Origin of the sequence: Cryobacterium arcticum, from assembly GCF_003185895.1 — a bacterium.
Taxonomy (GTDB): Bacteria; Actinomycetota; Actinomycetes; order Actinomycetales; family Microbacteriaceae; genus Cryobacterium; species Cryobacterium arcticum.
Map to the genome: position 1 here is coordinate 1,240,785 of NZ_QHLY01000012.1, position 15,138 is coordinate 1,255,922.

Below are 15,138 nucleotides of genomic sequence, written 5' to 3' on the forward strand. Positions count from 1 at the left end.
GGAACGGGCGCTCAGCGCACCTTCCTAATCGGCAGGATGAGGCCTGCCGCGAGCGCGAGCATGACGAAGGCCGCGATGAAGGTGGCCTGGTAGCCGCCGGTGGAGGCGACGAGCACGCTGGTCACCACCGGACCGAGGATCTGCCCGCCGGAGTTTGCCATGTTGAGCAGGCCGAGGTCCTTGGCAGCCGTGGCCTTGTCGGGCAGGACCTCGATGTTGAGGGCCTGGTCGACCGAGGTGAAGGTGGCGTTGCCCAAGCCGGAGAAGACGGCGAAGGCGATCATCGCCCAGGCGAACGGGGCGACCAGGGGGAACACCACACCGATCGCGATGAGCAGGGCCGCACCGATCACGAAGGGCTTGCGGCGGCCGACCCGGTCAGACAATGGACCGGCGATGAAGCCGAACAGGATCGACGCGCCCAGGGTGATGGTGGCGCTGATCGCAATCAGGCCGGCGGCCCCACCGGTGTCGAGGCCGATGTAGTCGGTGAGGATGTACAGCTGGTAGTTCGTGATGGAGAACATGCCGGCCTGGAGGAAGAACTTGCCGCCGAGGGCGAAGTAGAAGTCGCGGGCACCCGTGCGCGGGAAGGAGAAGCTCTTGAGCAACTCCCGCGCGGACAGGGTGGCGCGCGGCTGGTCACGGTTGGACCGGTTGGGCATCAGCACGGCGAAGACGACGCCGGAGGCGAGGGTCGCGATGGCGAAGACGACCAGGCCGGTGCCGGGGGTTCCGACGAACTGGGCACCGATGATGGTGCTCAGCGACGCGCCGACGGTGAGGGAGACGCCGTAGATGGCCGACACCGTGCCGCGGTACTTCACCGGAACGCTGTCGGAGATGACGGCGACCATCGGGGCGATGATCGAGTTGAGGAAGAGCATGTAGAAGGCCCACCACAGAATGAGCGCGGTCGGGCTCTGCGCGGTGCTCAGGCCGAACAGGCCGACGGCCGTTGCGATCGCACCGACCATGACCCAGGGCGTGCGCGCACCGAAGCGGGACCGGGTGAGGTCGGACAGCGCACCGAACACGATGTTCGCGACCAGCGACAGCGCGGCGCCCAGGATGCCCAGCACACCCACAAGCTGTACCTTGTCGGCCGGGGCGACCTGTTCCACGGCGGCGGGCAGCAGAACCGCGATGCTGCCGATGTATGGACCGATCCAGAGGATCCCCGCGATGAAGAGCGCCACCGCGATGCGCCAATTGAACTTCGAAAGCGACGTGCGTCCCACCACCACGTTTGTGGTTGTCAGCGTGTCGTCGTTGGGATCGACGTTGAAAACCGTCGATCGGGGGTGCTGTGACATCTTCGTCCTTCAAGTGAGGTAAACTGTTTCGTAGATTTCAGTGAACAAAAGTACGCTAGCCGCCCGGGCGCGCGAACTACAAGCTCATGCAGACGAAACTGTTTCCGCGGCGTCGCGGACGCCTTTAGGAGACCTTCGTGCGAATTCCCCGCCGCGTCACCCTCAGCGACATCGCCACAGCCGCCGGCGTCTCGAAGGCGACGGCCTCGAAGGTACTCAATCACCGCGGCGGAACATCAGACGAGACTCGCCTGCGGGTGGAGTCGGTCATGCGGGAGCTCGGCTATGTGGCCATCACCCGCGAGCGCGCCCCCGCCGACAATCGCACCGTGACAGCGGTATTCGACAACCTCGTCGCGCTGTATTCGCTGTGCGTCCTGGGCGGCCTGGTCGACGGTGCCCAGGCGCTGGATGTGGACCTGGTCACCAATGTCACCGATTCCAAGCAGGGCACCGACATCGTGCTGAACCGCGCCTGGGTGCGCCGGCTGGCCGCGAAGGGACACTCCGGCCTGATCGTGGTGACGACCTCGATCGACGCCGCTCTCGTCAGCGCCTGCGCGCAGTACGGCGTGCCGCTCGTCGCCGTCGACGCGCCCAACCTGGTGGACGCATCCGTCGTGAGCATCGGTTCGAACCACTGGAGCGGCGGGATGGACGCCACCCGGCACCTCCTCGAGCTCGGTCACCGGCGCATCGGCTTCCTGGGTGGGGATGCTGCGATCCCCGGCCTTCGTGAACGGCTGGCGGGCTACCGGGAGGCGCTGGCCGCCGCCGGCGTCGACTACGACCCCGAGCTGGTCTCCGAAACGGGTATGGCCACCGCGGCCGCGGCCGTGCCCGGGATGCTCGAGCTCGCCGACCCGCCCACGGCCTTCTTCGTCACCAACGACGGCGACGCCATGGCCGTCGTCCGGGCCGTGCACCAGTCGGGCCGGCGCGTGCCGGAGGACGTGAGCGTGGTGGGCTACGACGACACCTATTCGATCGTCGCCTCGGTGACCCACCTCACCACCGTGCACACGCCCATGCACGAGATCGGCAAGCTGGCACTCGAAACCGTGATCGGCATGGCGGAGGGTCGGCGGCCGATCTCCTCCCGCCTGCAGCTGGCCACCCACCTGGTGCCGCGGGAGTCGTCGATCGCCCGGGCCTGACCGGTCGAGCGCATCCGGGCACAAAAAAAGACCCCGACCGGCCGGTCGGGGTCTTTCTCGCTAGCTCTGGTGCACCCCCCCGGACTTGAACCGGGAACCCGCTGATTAAGAGTCAGCTGCTCTGCCAATTGAGCTAGAGGTGCATATTTCTGAGGCGGGGCTTCCCCCGCCGACATGAGACATTACCATCAGTTTCCGGCCCCGCGCCAATCGAGGGCGAATATCGGCGTGTCGGGTCGCACTCACTATTCTGGGGAGCGTGACCGAGACCCTGCCGCCCACCCTCGCCGACGATCTGGCCCTCGCGCTGGAGCTGGCCGATTCCGCCGATGCCATCTCGATGGCGCGCTTCGAGTCCCTCGACCTCGTCGTCACCACCAAGCCCGACCGCACGCCGGTCACGGATGCCGACCAGGCCGTCGAGCGGGCCATCCGCGAGCTGTTGGCCGAGCGGCGCCCCTCGGACGGGATCCTCGGCGAGGAGTACGGCACAGCCGGTTCGACCACCCGGCAGTGGATCATCGACCCCATCGACGGCACAGCCGGGTTCCTGCGCGGCGTGGACATCTGGGGCACCCTCATCGCCCTCGCCATCGACGGCGTGCCGGTGCTCGGCGTTGCGAGCTCCCCCGCGCTGGGCAAGCGCTGGTGGGCGGCCACCGGCGGCGGCGCCTGGTCGAGCGACGCCCGTTTCCCCGGCGCCGCACCCCGCCGGCTGGCGGTCTCCGGTGTGCAGACCCTCGCCGACGCATCCATCAGTTACGGCAGCATCCAGCAGTGGGACCAGGCCGGCCAGTTGGACACCCTGGTGGCGCTGACCCGCGAGGTCTGGCGCACCCGTGCCTACGGTGACCTGTGGTCGTACATGCTCGTGGCCGAGGGCCATCTCGACCTCGCCGCCGAGTACGACCTGCAGCCCTACGACATGGCCGCGCTCGCGCCCATCGTGCAGGAGGCCGGCGGCCGGTTCACCTCGGTCGACGGGCAGGAGGGACCGTGGCACGGCAGCGCGCTGGCCACCAACGGCCGCCTGCACGAGCTGGCGCTCACGGCGCTGGCCCCCCCGACGGCCTGACCCGCACCGTGCGCCTGCCCCGGCTCTCCGTTCCCGTGCTGCTGGCCTGTGGGTTGGTTTGCGGTGGGATGACCGCCCTCTCCGGATGCGCGGCCGTCACCGCGGTCTTCTCCGGGGATGCGGACGCGGACCCCGGCAGCGACAAAGAGGTGCGGGGCGACCTCAGCCCGTCGGACCTTGCGCTCGGGGACTGCCTCAACGCCGTGTCCGGCAGCCTGCTCGCCGGTATCGACGGCGTGCCCTGCACCGACAGCCACGACTGGGAGGTCTACTTCCAGATCCAGGTCGGCGCCGCATCCGATGGGACCTTCCCTGGCGCCGGGGTCATCGTGGCCGCGGCCGAGGAAGCCTGCGCAGCCGAGTTCCCGGAGTTCCTCGGGCTGACCTCCGGCCTCGGAACCGATGACGGCACCGCCGAGGATGCGACCGCAGCCTTCGGCTACACCTATCTCACCCCGCTCGAGAGCGAGTGGTCAGAGAACGACTCCCACCTGGTGTCGTGCCTGATCGGAGACATGAACGGCCAGGTGACGGGGTCGCTCGCCGGCGCCGGCGCATCCGCCGCCGCCGCTGGCTGAGCTGGCTCAGCTGCCCTGGCCGGCACGCTCCGAGCCGTCGTCGGCGGCCCGCTGCTCGGTGGACTGCCAGAGTTCGTTCTGCAACAGCAGGGCCAGCTCCCGCAGCAGCACGACGTCGACGCCCTCCTCCGAACGCGGTTCCCGATCGTAGACGCACAACGCTCCGATACGCTCGCCTGACGGCGACTCGATCGGGAAGCCGGCGTAGAACCGCAGGTGCGGGCCGGAGACGACCAGGGGGTTGTCGCGGAACCGCGGGTCGAGCAGGGCATCGGGAACGACGAGGGCGACCGGTTCGAGCACGGTCACGGTGCAGAAGGAACTGCTCCGCGGAATCTCCGCCACCCGCAGCCCCACGATCGACTTGTTCCACTGCCGGTCGCCGTCGAGCACGGTGAATGCCGCGGCGGTCGTGCCCAGCGTCGAGCTGGCCAGGGCCACGATCCGGTCGAACCGCTCCTCTGGCTCCGTGTCGAGCAGGCTCAGAGCCATCACGGCACGATGCCGCGCCTCCTCGATCTCGTCGACGGTACGGTTCTGCGCTTCGGGATACATCGGCCCGTCGGCGGTGCGTCGCTGGGGGTCGAGGGTGCGGGCCATCCGCTCCGCCAGCACCGCGGCCCAGGTGTCGTAGTCGCTGGCCGACCTGAACCGGCCGGACACCGCGGCCACGGTCACCGGGAGCGGCACGAAGGTGACCCGGTCGTCGCCGGCGCAGAACGCCGCGCTGGCCGCGTTGATGGCCGCGGCCTGCGCACCGGCCATCGTGCCCAGCGGGCTGCGGAACACGGGCATCGAGGCCAGCGGCACGATGCCGGCCAGGAAGATCTCGGTGCCCACCGAGCTCGCCGCCTCGATCTGCCCGAGCAGGCGGTTCAGGTCGGATCGCCAGGCGCGCATCGACGTCAGGCGCCCGGCATCGCCGATGCCGAGGGTGAGCACGACCGCGTCGTAGCGCCAAAGGTTGACGAAGTCGATGTGCGACGGTGCGCTGCGGGCGGTCATGCCCGACCTCGCCGTGACATCCACATCGGCGCCCCGGCCGGTTCGGGCGGTCAGTGCCCGCGCCAGGGCACCGGGCAATGCGACAGCGTGGCTGAGAACACCCCAGCCGACGGCGGGGCCGCCGCCCACGATCAGGATGCGGTCGCTATCCAAGCCGAGAGAATGCGCCTGCGGGGCATCCGTGGGAACGGGGATGCGCACAAATCGGCGCTCGACGACGGAAACCCAGACGCGCATTGCCGGAACCATGAGCCAGCGGAAGAACTCTCGCACGACCCCCCTGTCTGACGTTGGTGTGCAGGCGCGGCCGGGTGCGTCATTGCATACAACCAACCGACTCTCATCTTACGCATCCAGTCATGTCCTAAGATTCTGAAGTGTCTCCTGTCAGCGATCCCCTGCGCATTGCCCTCGTCTCCCTGCACACCTCCCCCGGTGCCGAGCCCGGATCCGGGGATGCCGGCGGCATGAACGTGGTCGTGCGGCACCAGGCCGAGGCCATGGCCGCACTGGGCCACCAGGTCGAGATCCTCACCCGGCGCTCGTCGAAAGACATGCCCGCCGCCCGCCGTCTCGGCGCCGGCGTGACGCTACGCTACCTCGACGCCGGGCCGCTGAAATCGGTGCCCAAGGGCGACCACGAGGGTTTCATCGACGAGTTCCGGGAACGGGCACGCGCGCTCGGCCCGTACGACATCATCCACTCGCACCACTGGTTCTCCGGCATGGCGATGCTGCCCCTCGCCCGCGAACTCGGTGTGCCCCACGTACAGAGTTTCCACTCCATCGCAGCGGACGCGGCCACGCCGCTCTCCGACGGCGAACGACCGGAGTCCACCGGCCGGATGGCCGGCGAGGCGTTGCTGGCCCGCGAGTCCGATGCCATCGTGGCCGTGAGCGCCGCAGAGGCCGAGACCGTGGTGGAGCGTCTCGGCGGCTCGCCCGAGCGGGTGAGCATCGTGCTGCCCGGTGTCGACGGACATCTCTTCCACCCCGCCCCGGAACGGGCACACCCCAGCACCGACCGGGGCTACGCCGTGGTCGCCGGGCGCCTGCAGCCGCTCAAGGGCCTCGACCTCGCCATCGAGGCGCTCGCGGCCGTGCCGGAGCATCTGCGCCCCGAACTGGTGATCGCCGGTGACACCTCCGCCGACTTCGACGGCTACATCGACGAACTGGGCAGTCTGGCTGAGAAGCACGGCATCGCCGACCTCGTTCGCTTTGTCGGCCCGCGCTCCCGGGTGGACCTCGCCGCCCTGCTGCGCGGTGCGCGGGTCGTGCTTGTGCCCTCGCACTCCGAGACCTTCGGCCTGGTGGCCTTGGAGGCCGCGGCGAGCGGTGTTCCCGTGGTCGCCCAGGGCACCGGCGGCCTGCGCGAAGCCGTACTCTCCGGCGACACCGGCCTCGTGATCGAATCCCGGGACCCGCTGGTGTGGGCTGCCGCCCTCACCGAGGTGCTGTCGAACCCCGATCTGGCCCGCCGACTGTCGGTGGCCGCCCGCGCCCGCGCAGAGCTGCTCGACTGGCCGCGGTCGGCCGGCGCGCTGATCTCCGTCTACGGCAGCCTCCTGCAGGTGCCGGTCTGCGCGTGAGCCTGCTCGACGACCAGCGGTCGGTGCTGTTCGTACACGCGCACCCCGACGATGAGACAATCTCCACCGGCGCCCTGATCGCCGAGTGCGTCGCACGCGGGAGCCGGGTGTTTCTGCTCACCTGCTCGCGTGGAGAGCGCGGCGAGGTGGTTGCCGGCCCCCTCACTGCCCTGGCGGGAACCATCGAACTGGCCCGGGAACGCGAACTCGAACTGGAGCGCGCCACCGGCATCCTGGGCGTGCACTCGAAGTTCTGGCTCGGCGAGCCGCCGGCTCGGGCCGCCGGGCTCTCCCCCCGCCGGTACCGGGACTCCGGTATGGTCTGGATTCGCCCCGGCCTGGCCGGGCCGGCGGATGATGCCGCGGCCGATGCCTTGTCGGTGGCCCCGCTGGCCGAGGTCGCCGGGGATATCGCCGCGCTCATCGTGCGCCTGCGCCCCGCGCTGGTGGTGAGTTACGACGACGGCGGCGGCTATGGCCACCCCGACCATGTGCGCGCCCACGAGGCAGCGCTGGCGGCCAGTCGCTCCACCGGCACGCCGTTCGCCGAGGTGCTCGAGACGCCTGCCGACGGCGCTGAATGGTTCGACCTTCCGCACCGCCTGGCGGTGGTGACGGATGCCCTGCGCGCGCACGCGAGCCAACTCACGGTGCACGGCACCGACATCGTGCACTCCGGCGGCCAGCGTGAAGCGATCGTGACCGCGGCAGGGCTGAGGCTGGTTCCCACGCACTGACCCGGCGTGGGCCGGCCGGCGGCCTTACCGCATAACGGTGTCGGCCCCCAGCGGCACCGTCGCCTCCGCTGGAGCCCACGTCGCCCGGGTCGATGTGATCGAGGTGCTGAGGGTACGGCGCACACCCTGGATGCCGCCGTGCCGGAACGCGGCACGCTGACGCTCTGCGCCGGTGCCGTCCACCGCGAGCCGGGCGACCGCATCCCGCACCGGGGCCACATCGCCCGATTCCACCAGCTCGGCCTCGAGCATCCGCACGAGACCGCTCAAGCAGTCGTGCGCCGGAGCGAGAGCGCCGATGACGGGGTCGAAGACGTGGTGGCGCATGCCGTGGTGTGCGGAGTGCAGCAGCGCGGCCGACAACAGCTCAGACGGCACCGCGGCAGACGCCGCCACTGCTGTGCTCTGCGCAGCGGGAACCGAGAGCGAGTGGGTGACAAACGCCCGGCACAGCGCCGCGACCAACAGGGTCGTGTGGGCATCGAGCTGGGCGTCAGCCATGCGGAACTCCACGGTGGGCAGGTGCTCCGACAACCGCACGTCCCACATGATCACGCCCAGGTCCACAGTGCCGCCGATGCCGAGCAGCCGCTTGATACGCCGGTCGTAGTCGGCGGCGTCGACGAACGCGGGCGGGCATCCCGAGGTCGTCCATCGGCGCAGCAGCACCGTGCGCCAGCTGTCATGGCCGGTGTCCTGGCCGCGCCAGAGCGGCGAGTTGGCCGACATCGCAGTAAGCAGGGGCAGCCAGGGGCGCACCGCGTTGAGCACGATCACCCCGGCCTCCCGGCTCGGAATGCCGACGTGCACGTGCAGGCCGCTCACCTGGTGGTCGGCGATGACACCGTCCATGGTGCTCACAATGCGCTGGTAGCGGTCGACCTGGGTGATCGAGGGGAACGAGGTCGTGTCCGGCGGCGTGCCGACGCTGGCCACGACCACGCCGAATTCAGCCGCGAGGTCGGCGACCGCGGCTCGGAAGCCGACCAGGGCTCTCCGGGCATCGTCCATGCGGTCGAACACCGTCGACGCATGCTCCACTTGAGAGGCCAGGAATTCCGGATGGGTGACGTCGTGCCACTGCGGCATCGCCCGGAGACGGTCATAGACCTGCGGGCCGACATCCGCTGGTCGCAGCGTCACAGGATCCAGAAACTGGAATTCTTCTTCGATTCCGAACGTAGCCACGGTGACCTCTTTCGTCGCCTCGGGTCTCCCGAGCGGTATAGCCGTTCATGCAAATTGTGAACTCTCCGCCAGCGGTGGTCAAGAGCACGAACCAAAGGCGGCAACTGGGTGCACACTGGTCGCGTATGCGCCTCAGGCGATGGCGCCGGATGGGAGAAGGACAGATGTGCAGGTGGCTCGCATATATGGGTGAACCGTTGCGGGCGTCGACGATCGTGCTCGATGCCAAACATTCGATCGTGGCCCAGTCGCTGGATTCGCCGCTCGGAGCGGAGACCGTGAACGGTGACGGCTTCGGATTCGGGTGGTATCCCTCCGACGCCACCCCGACCACCGAACCGGCGGTGTTCCACAGCATCGAGCCGGCGTGGAACAACCAGAACCTGCGCGAGATCACCCGCGCCGTGGAGAGCCCGCTGTTCTTCACGCACGTGCGAGCAGCATCCGGCCCGCCGATCCAGCAGACCAACTGCCATCCGTTTCGGTATGAGAACTGGATGTTCATGCATAACGGGGCCATCGCCAGCTGGCCCGAGTTGCGGCGCGACCTGACCGTGGCGATCGATCCGTCGCTCTACCCGCAGGTTCTCGGCACCACCGACTCCGAGGTGCTTTTTCACCTCGCGCTCACCCTGGGGTTGCGTGATGACCCGATCAAAGCGATCGGGCAGGCGATCCGCACGGTGGAGACGGTCGGGCATGCCCACAACGTGCAGTTTCCGTGGCAGGGCACCGTGGCGGTGTCGGATGGGGCGACGATGTGGGCGTTCCGGTACTCGACCTCTGGGCGCACGCGGTCGCTGTTCCATTCCACCGACGTCCCCACCCTGCGGGAGATGTATCCCACAGTGGAGCGTCTGGCGACGTTCAGCGACAACGCGAAGGTGGTGGTCTCCGAACCGCTCAACGACCTGCCGGGGGTGTTCGTGGAGGTGCCGGAGTCGACTGCCGTGACCCTGGACGGCGACGGCTATCGGCACCAGCCGTTCCTGGCCGCCTGAGCCTGCACCCGGAAACACGAAACGCCACCCCGATGGAGTGGCGTTTCGTGTGGTCGGCCTGTGGGCCGATTCAGCAGCGTGTGGCAACAACCCAATGGTGGAGATGCGGGGAATTGAACCCCGGTCCATTGCTGTGGTCATGTTTCTTCTACGGGTGTATCCAGTGAAGACGTTTTACTCGGCTCCGGAATTTGCCACTGGCACCTACTCCGACGAGCCCAGCCCTCGTTTAAGTCCCCCTATACCCCGAGGCTCAGGATAGGAGCAATCTCTCTAAATGACGTCAGGGTCCGAGTAGAGAGCATTCCCGGTCTGACGGTCTCAATGTGGTTCTACTTAGGCCGCGAGGGCGAAAGCGGAACGCGAGACAGTGCGGTTTGAATTGGCACTTATTGTTTTGCAGAGATCGTTAACGAGATAACCCTGCATCCTCGACCCGCTTCTCACAGTTACGCAGGCAATGTCGAAACCGATCATCCCCATGGTCACCGTCTGCCGAAGCAGAGGCGGTTGTTGTCACACGCTGTTGAGTTTCCAAAACCGTAGTGGCAAGCATCAGCCCACCACCACGGCCTTTCAGGATACATCACTTTGCCTGTGCCGCGGTAGCGGTGCTCTGGTGCTCGCTCTGGGATGCCACCGAGAGTGGATTGCACGTCTCTTTTTTTGCGAAGACATTTTCGATATTGCCCTGTGGAAAACATGACATTTTCTCGCAAGGAAGCCGATTCGTGGCAAAATGGGGGTATGGATGAAGAGCTCCAGAAAGGCTCCACCCCACCGATGGGAGACACTCCCACCGGGCAGAAGTCGCATGGCCGGGGCTCCAGCGGCCAGAGCTCCGACGGCCAGAGCGCGTTGGACTGGAACACCAGCCTGGTCGGCCCGGCACCCGAGATAACGGCGCCGCTCACGTCGACCGTAGCGGCCACCTCTGTCAGCACCGCCGCCGGCACGGACGCGTCGCCCAGCACGGCGGATGCGGCGCCGGACGGGAGCGGGTCGGGGGTCGGCGATGCCGGTGCCGGGCGCGGTAAGTCGCAGCCGGTGTGGCAAGAGCCCGCCGAGTTGCCCGCCGTGCAACGGGTGCTGGCCGGGTCGTTCGGGGAGAAGGTCGGTGTTCTGAGGGACGCGGCTCGCACGATTCGGGCGGTGATGGCGTCGATCGACGTGGACACGGTCAACGATGCCGAACTGGTCGCGTTGACGCAGGTGGTGGAGGAGGTGGGCCGGCCGGTGGATGCGGCCCGGGTCATTACCGCGACCGTGGTCGCGTACCGGGCCCGCCGGTCCTTGGGCCGGGAGTCGCTGGCCTGGCGGTTAGGTGCCACCCGCGACCTGGACTTACTGACCCGGTTGACGCGCTGCTCGGATGCGGAAATGAAACGCCGCATCACCCTGGGCGAGAAGGTCTGCCCGCGGATGAGCACGATGGGGGCGCAGGAACCGGTGTTCCCGATCGTGGCCGCCGCTCTGACCGCGGGGGAACTCGGGGTGGAGGCCGCGGCGGTCATTGTCAAAGCGCTCGGCGATTACACCGTGCACGGCCGGTTGTACGCCGACCAGGCCCAGGTGCGCTTCGCGGAGGCGAAGCTGGTCGAAAACGCCACCGGCTCCCGCTACGGCCATGCCACCACCGATAGCGATACTGATGGGGGCGCTACTGACGGCGGGGCAGACGAGGCTGGAGCCGGGACCGGGACTGGCCCGGTCTGCCGGGTGGGTGACTCCGACCTGGTCGCTGTCGGCGCCGACCATATTCAGGCCATGACGCCGGCCTGGCAGGCGTTCCTGAATCCCGACGGGGCGGCCCCGAACGCGCCGCTGCTCGAAGCGAAGTCGTCGTTCTCCTTCGGCAAATTCCGCGACGGCCTCTACCCCCTCCGCGGCGGCGTCACCCCGGATCTCAAAGGGGTGATGCAGAACCTGTTCAACACCTACCAGTCCGCCCGCACCGCCGTGAAGTTCCCCTCCGCCGAGGACCAGCAGCGCATCGAGGCCGGCGAACTGATCCCCGGGGAAATCCTGGACGAACGCACCGGCGGGGAGAAACGAGCCGACATTCTGCGGGGCATTCTCACCCAGGTCGCCCAAGACCCCCGCACCCCGACGATGGGCGGCATGCCCCCGACCGTGATGGTGCACGTGAATGCCACCGACCTGCTTAAGAACTCCGGCGTGGGCTGGATCGACGGGGTGGACGGGCCGATCTCGATGAAGAGCATCAACCAGATGATCGACAACGGCGGCATGCAACCCATCTTCTTCGGCGGAAACGGCGCCGTCCTCGGTTTGGGCTCCAAGGCCCGGTGCTTCTCCCCGTTGCAACGCAAGGCGATCACCGCGAGGGATGGCGGCTGCATCATCCCGGGCTGTGCCTGTCCACCGCAGTGGTGCGAAGTGCACCACGTCGAAGAATGGCAATACGGCGGCACAACGCACGTGGACAACGGGGTGTTGCTGTGTTGGTATCACCACCACACCATCACCAGCAGCACCGGCTGGAAAATCCGCATGGTCAGAGGTGTACCCCAAGTGAAAGCACCCCACTGGGTCGACCCCACCGAGAAGTGGCGCACCCCCGACACGCACCGGGCGCACGACCCAAAAACGCGAAGACCACCCGGATGAATCCCGGGGTCTCGACAGGCTCGACCAACGACGGGGTGAGCACCGCAGGCCGGCTCGCGCGGTCTCGACAAGCTCGACCGGCGACGGGGTACGGGCTGCCGACGTCGACAGGTGGGGCCAGTCGGTTAGTCGCCGAGGTTGCGGCGGGCCGAGATGGCGCGGTCGGACTCGCGCTTGTCCTGGCGTTCGCGCAGGGTCTGACGCTTGTCGAATTCCTTCTTGCCCTTGGCCACCGCGATCTCGACCTTGGCCTTGCCGTCGCTGAAGTAGATCTTCAGCGGAATGAGCGTGTAACCGCCCTCTTTGGTCTTGTGGCTGATCTTGATGATCTCCTGCTTGTGCAGCAGGAGCTTGCGCTTGCGACGCGGCGGGTGGTTGGTCCAGGTGCCGGCGGTGTACTCGGGAATGTGCACGGCATCCAGCCAGGCTTCACCGGATTCGATGAAGGCATATCCGTCGACAAGCGACGCCCGTCCGGCCCGGAGGGACTTCACTTCGGTGCCGCTGAGCACCATTCCGGCCTCGTACGTGTCCTCGATGAGGTAATCGTGGCGCGCCTTGCGATTGGTCGCGACGACCTTCTCGCCTTTTTCCCTGGGCACGGCATTCTCCTCGATCGATTCGGTGGTGGAGCCCGGCATCCGCCAGGCAGCCCATCAGTCTAGCGGACCACGCATCCGTCGGAGGCCGGCTACACCTTCAGATAGCGGGTGATGGCGAAGTTGGCCGAGGCGGCCGCCAACGCGGCTCCCAGGGCCAGCAGGATCGGCACCACTGTGAGCGCATCATCCAGTCCCACCAGCGCAAAACCGCTCAGACTGGCGCCCAGGTAGTCCTGCACGAAGAACTTCACGATCGCAACGATCGCACCACCAGCAAGCAACGAACCCAGCAAGGCCGCGAACACGCCCTCGAGAATAAACGGCGTTTGGATGAACCGGTTCGACGCTCCCACCAGGCGCATGATGCCCAGTTCCTTCCGGCGGGAGAACGCCGACAGCCGGATAGTCGTGGCGATCAGCAGCGCGGCCGCCACCAGCATCAGCGAGGCGATGCCGATGGCCGTGTAACTGGCCACGTTGAGCACCGAGAAGATCTGGTCGAGGTACTTGCGTTGGTCGGCCACGTTCTCCACCCCCGCCACACCGGAGAGGCTCTCCACCAGAACATCGGAGTCCTCCGGGTTGTTCAGGTTGACCCAGAAGGTCTGGTTGAGCTGCTCAGGAGTCACGTAGTCGGCAACCGGATTGCCGGCGAACTGCGTCTTGAAGTTCTCGAACGCCTGCTCGTGGGTCTCGAAGTAGTACTTGTCGATGAACGTCGCCAGGGTCGGCGAGTCCAGCTGGGCCTGAACGGCGTCGATCTGCTCCTGGGTGGCCTCACCCGCGGTGCAGGTCTCCCCCGGCGAGATCGAGGTGCACATGTAAATACCCACCTGCGCACGGTCGTACCAGAAGTTCTTCATCTGGCCGATCTGCATCTGCATCAGGATCGCCGCACCCACGAAGGTGAGCGAGATGAAGGTCACGAGAACGACGGAGACGACCATCGAGGCGTTGCGGCGCAAGCCGTGGGATGCTTCGGAAAGCACGAGTCCGAGTCTCATCGGGTGGGTCCTACGTTCTGCTCAACTGTGGGGTCGGGCTTCTCGCCCGGCGCCCGCAGGCCCAGTTTCTCGGCCAGCGTGAGCTGTTCTGGTTCATCGTGCTGGGTGACCGGGAGTACCGGTCGGGACATCGTGGAGGTGGGGGGCTCAACCGGGGTGTCCGGCTGGGCGTCGACCTCTGCGGGGCTTTCGGCAACCGGGGGCGCCAGAGGCGCGGGCGCAGGTGCACCAGGCACAGCAGGTGCGAATGGTGCGGGCGGAGTCGCCGGAACGGCGTTCTGCTCGGGCTCGTCCCGGGGTGCCGGCGCGGACTCGGCGACGGGAACAGCCGCGGGCGGCACGATCTCGGTCTCGAGCGGCGTGCGGTCACCGTGCTCCGAAGACGCCGGCGGAGCCGTGCTCACCGCAACGGCGGCAGCCTCGACCTCGGCCGATGCCACCTCCTGCGGCAGTACCTCCGGTGACGGATAGGTGAGGGGTTCGGCCGATGCTGCCGTCGTGGTCGGCATGCGCGACGACCGCGAGGCCGCGCGTTCGCCGGCAGGCAGAACCATGGGGATGGCCGCGGTGGCGTAGCCACCCTGACGTTCGTCACGCACGATCTGGCCGGCGGAGAGTTCGATCACGCGGCGCTTCATCTTGTCGACGATGCCGGCCTCGTGGGTTGCCATGATCACGGTGGTACCGCCGGCGTTGATCCGTGCCAGCAGCGACATGATCTCAGCACTGGTGGTGGGGTCGAGGTTTCCGGTGGGCTCGTCAGCGAGCACGATCTGGGGCTTGTTCACGATCGCGCGGGCGATGGCCACCCGCTGCTGCTCACCGCCGGAGAGTTCGTGGGGCAGGCGCTGGGCCTTCTCGGCCAGGCCCACCATCTGCAGGGTGTCCGGAACGGCTTCCTGGATGTAGCCACGGGACTTGCCGATCACCTGGAGGCTGAACGCGACGTTGTCGTACACGCTCTTGTTCGGCAGCAGGCGGAAGTCCTGGAAGACCACTCCGAGATTGCGGCGGAAGTAGGGCACCTTGCGGTTGGAGATGGAGCGCAGGTCCTGGCCGAGCACGTGAATGCTTCCGCTGGACGGCTTCTCCTCCTTCAACATCAGGCGAAGGCAGCTCGACTTTCCCGAGCCCGAAGCGCCGACCAGGAAGACAAACTCGCCGCGAAGAATCTCGACGTCGATTGAGTTCAGGGCCGGTCGGTTCGTACCGGGATATTTCTTGGTGATGTGATCAAATCGGATCATGGCGT

13 protein-coding genes, 1 tRNA gene and 1 other RNA gene are annotated in these 15,138 nt (G+C 67.5%); 7 read left to right on the forward strand and 8 right to left on the reverse strand.

Features of this window, described 5'->3' with window-relative positions:
* Positions 1-11: 11 nt before the first annotated feature.
* Positions 12-1,316: an MFS transporter gene (locus tag CTB96_RS15525; protein ID WP_110127728.1), complete on the reverse strand. Its 1,305-nt coding sequence runs from the start codon at positions 1,314-1,316 to the stop codon at positions 12-14.
* A gap of 137 nt (positions 1,317-1,453) precedes the next feature.
* Between CTB96_RS15525 and CTB96_RS15530 the strand changes: the two genes are divergently transcribed.
* Complete coding sequence (locus CTB96_RS15530; protein ID WP_110127729.1) at positions 1,454-2,473, forward strand: LacI family DNA-binding transcriptional regulator; 1,020 nt, start codon at positions 1,454-1,456, stop codon at positions 2,471-2,473.
* Positions 2,474-2,540: 67 nt separating this feature from the next.
* Here CTB96_RS15530 and CTB96_RS15535 read toward each other — a convergent pair.
* A tRNA-Lys gene (locus tag CTB96_RS15535) sits at positions 2,541-2,616 on the reverse strand.
* A 116-nt stretch (positions 2,617-2,732) separates the two neighbouring features.
* Between CTB96_RS15535 and hisN the strand changes: the two genes are divergently transcribed.
* Together hisN and CTB96_RS15545 are read left to right on the forward strand one after the other, a co-directional pair.
* A complete protein-coding gene (hisN, locus tag CTB96_RS15540; protein ID WP_248283400.1) occupies positions 2,733-3,548 on the forward strand; it encodes a histidinol-phosphatase in 816 nt (271 codons plus the stop codon).
* A gap of 68 nt (positions 3,549-3,616) precedes the next feature.
* Positions 3,617-4,126: a hypothetical protein gene (locus CTB96_RS15545; RefSeq protein WP_110127730.1), complete on the forward strand. Its 510-nt coding sequence runs from the start codon at positions 3,617-3,619 to the stop codon at positions 4,124-4,126.
* A 6-nt stretch (positions 4,127-4,132) separates the two neighbouring features.
* On the opposite strand, the gene CTB96_RS15550 is transcribed toward CTB96_RS15545, so the two are convergent.
* Positions 4,133-5,368: a GAF domain-containing protein gene (locus CTB96_RS15550; protein WP_181397281.1), complete on the reverse strand. Its 1,236-nt coding sequence runs from the start codon at positions 5,366-5,368 to the stop codon at positions 4,133-4,135.
* A gap of 140 nt (positions 5,369-5,508) precedes the next feature.
* Here CTB96_RS15550 and CTB96_RS15555 point away from each other — a divergent pair, with 140 nt between their 5' ends.
* Both CTB96_RS15555 and CTB96_RS15560 read left to right on the forward strand, forming a co-directional pair.
* Positions 5,509-6,723 carry a glycosyltransferase gene (locus CTB96_RS15555; protein WP_110127732.1) on the forward strand — a complete coding sequence of 405 codons (1,215 nt, stop codon included), beginning with the start codon at positions 5,509-5,511 and terminating at the stop codon, positions 6,721-6,723.
* Positions 6,720-7,460, forward strand: a complete 741-nt coding sequence (locus tag CTB96_RS15560) for a PIG-L family deacetylase (protein ID WP_248283401.1) — start codon at positions 6,720-6,722, stop codon at positions 7,458-7,460. Before CTB96_RS15555 ends, CTB96_RS15560 begins: the two co-directional genes overlap by 4 nt.
* A 24-nt stretch (positions 7,461-7,484) precedes the next feature.
* Here the strand turns inward: CTB96_RS15560 and CTB96_RS15565 are convergent, their stop codons facing one another.
* The gene (locus CTB96_RS15565; RefSeq protein WP_181397282.1) at positions 7,485-8,648 is read right to left on the reverse strand and encodes a carboxylate-amine ligase; all 1,164 of its coding nucleotides are present in this window, start codon (positions 8,646-8,648) and stop codon (positions 7,485-7,487) included.
* A 185-nt stretch (positions 8,649-8,833) separates the two neighbouring features.
* Between CTB96_RS15565 and CTB96_RS15570 the strand changes: the two genes are divergently transcribed.
* Positions 8,834-9,649: a class II glutamine amidotransferase gene (locus tag CTB96_RS15570; RefSeq protein ID WP_248283402.1), complete on the forward strand. Its 816-nt coding sequence runs from the start codon at positions 8,834-8,836 to the stop codon at positions 9,647-9,649.
* Between the two features lie 95 nt (positions 9,650-9,744).
* Here the strand turns inward: CTB96_RS15570 and ssrA are convergent.
* Positions 9,745-10,130: a transfer-messenger RNA gene (gene ssrA / locus CTB96_RS15575) on the reverse strand.
* Between the two features lie 266 nt (positions 10,131-10,396).
* Between ssrA and CTB96_RS15580 the strand changes: the two genes are divergently transcribed.
* A complete protein-coding gene (locus CTB96_RS15580) occupies positions 10,397-12,280 on the forward strand; it encodes an HNH endonuclease signature motif containing protein (protein ID WP_181397283.1) in 1,884 nt (627 codons plus the stop codon).
* Positions 12,281-12,405: 125 nt separating this feature from the next.
* Here the strand turns inward: CTB96_RS15580 and smpB are convergent, their stop codons facing one another.
* From smpB to ftsE, 3 genes are all read right to left on the reverse strand, one after another.
* On the reverse strand, positions 12,406-12,882 hold the full coding sequence (gene smpB / locus CTB96_RS15585) for an SsrA-binding protein SmpB (protein ID WP_066599783.1): 477 nt from the start codon (positions 12,880-12,882) through the stop codon (positions 12,406-12,408).
* 89 nt (positions 12,883-12,971) lie between these two features.
* Complete coding sequence (gene ftsX / locus CTB96_RS15590) at positions 12,972-13,886, reverse strand: permease-like cell division protein FtsX (protein WP_110127736.1); 915 nt, start codon at positions 13,884-13,886, stop codon at positions 12,972-12,974.
* Positions 13,883-15,133, reverse strand: coding sequence for a cell division ATP-binding protein FtsE (gene ftsE, locus CTB96_RS15595; protein ID WP_110127737.1), 1,251 nt, complete (start codon positions 15,131-15,133; stop codon positions 13,883-13,885). Before ftsE ends, ftsX begins: the two co-directional genes overlap by 4 nt.
* Positions 15,134-15,138 lie beyond the last annotated feature (5 nt).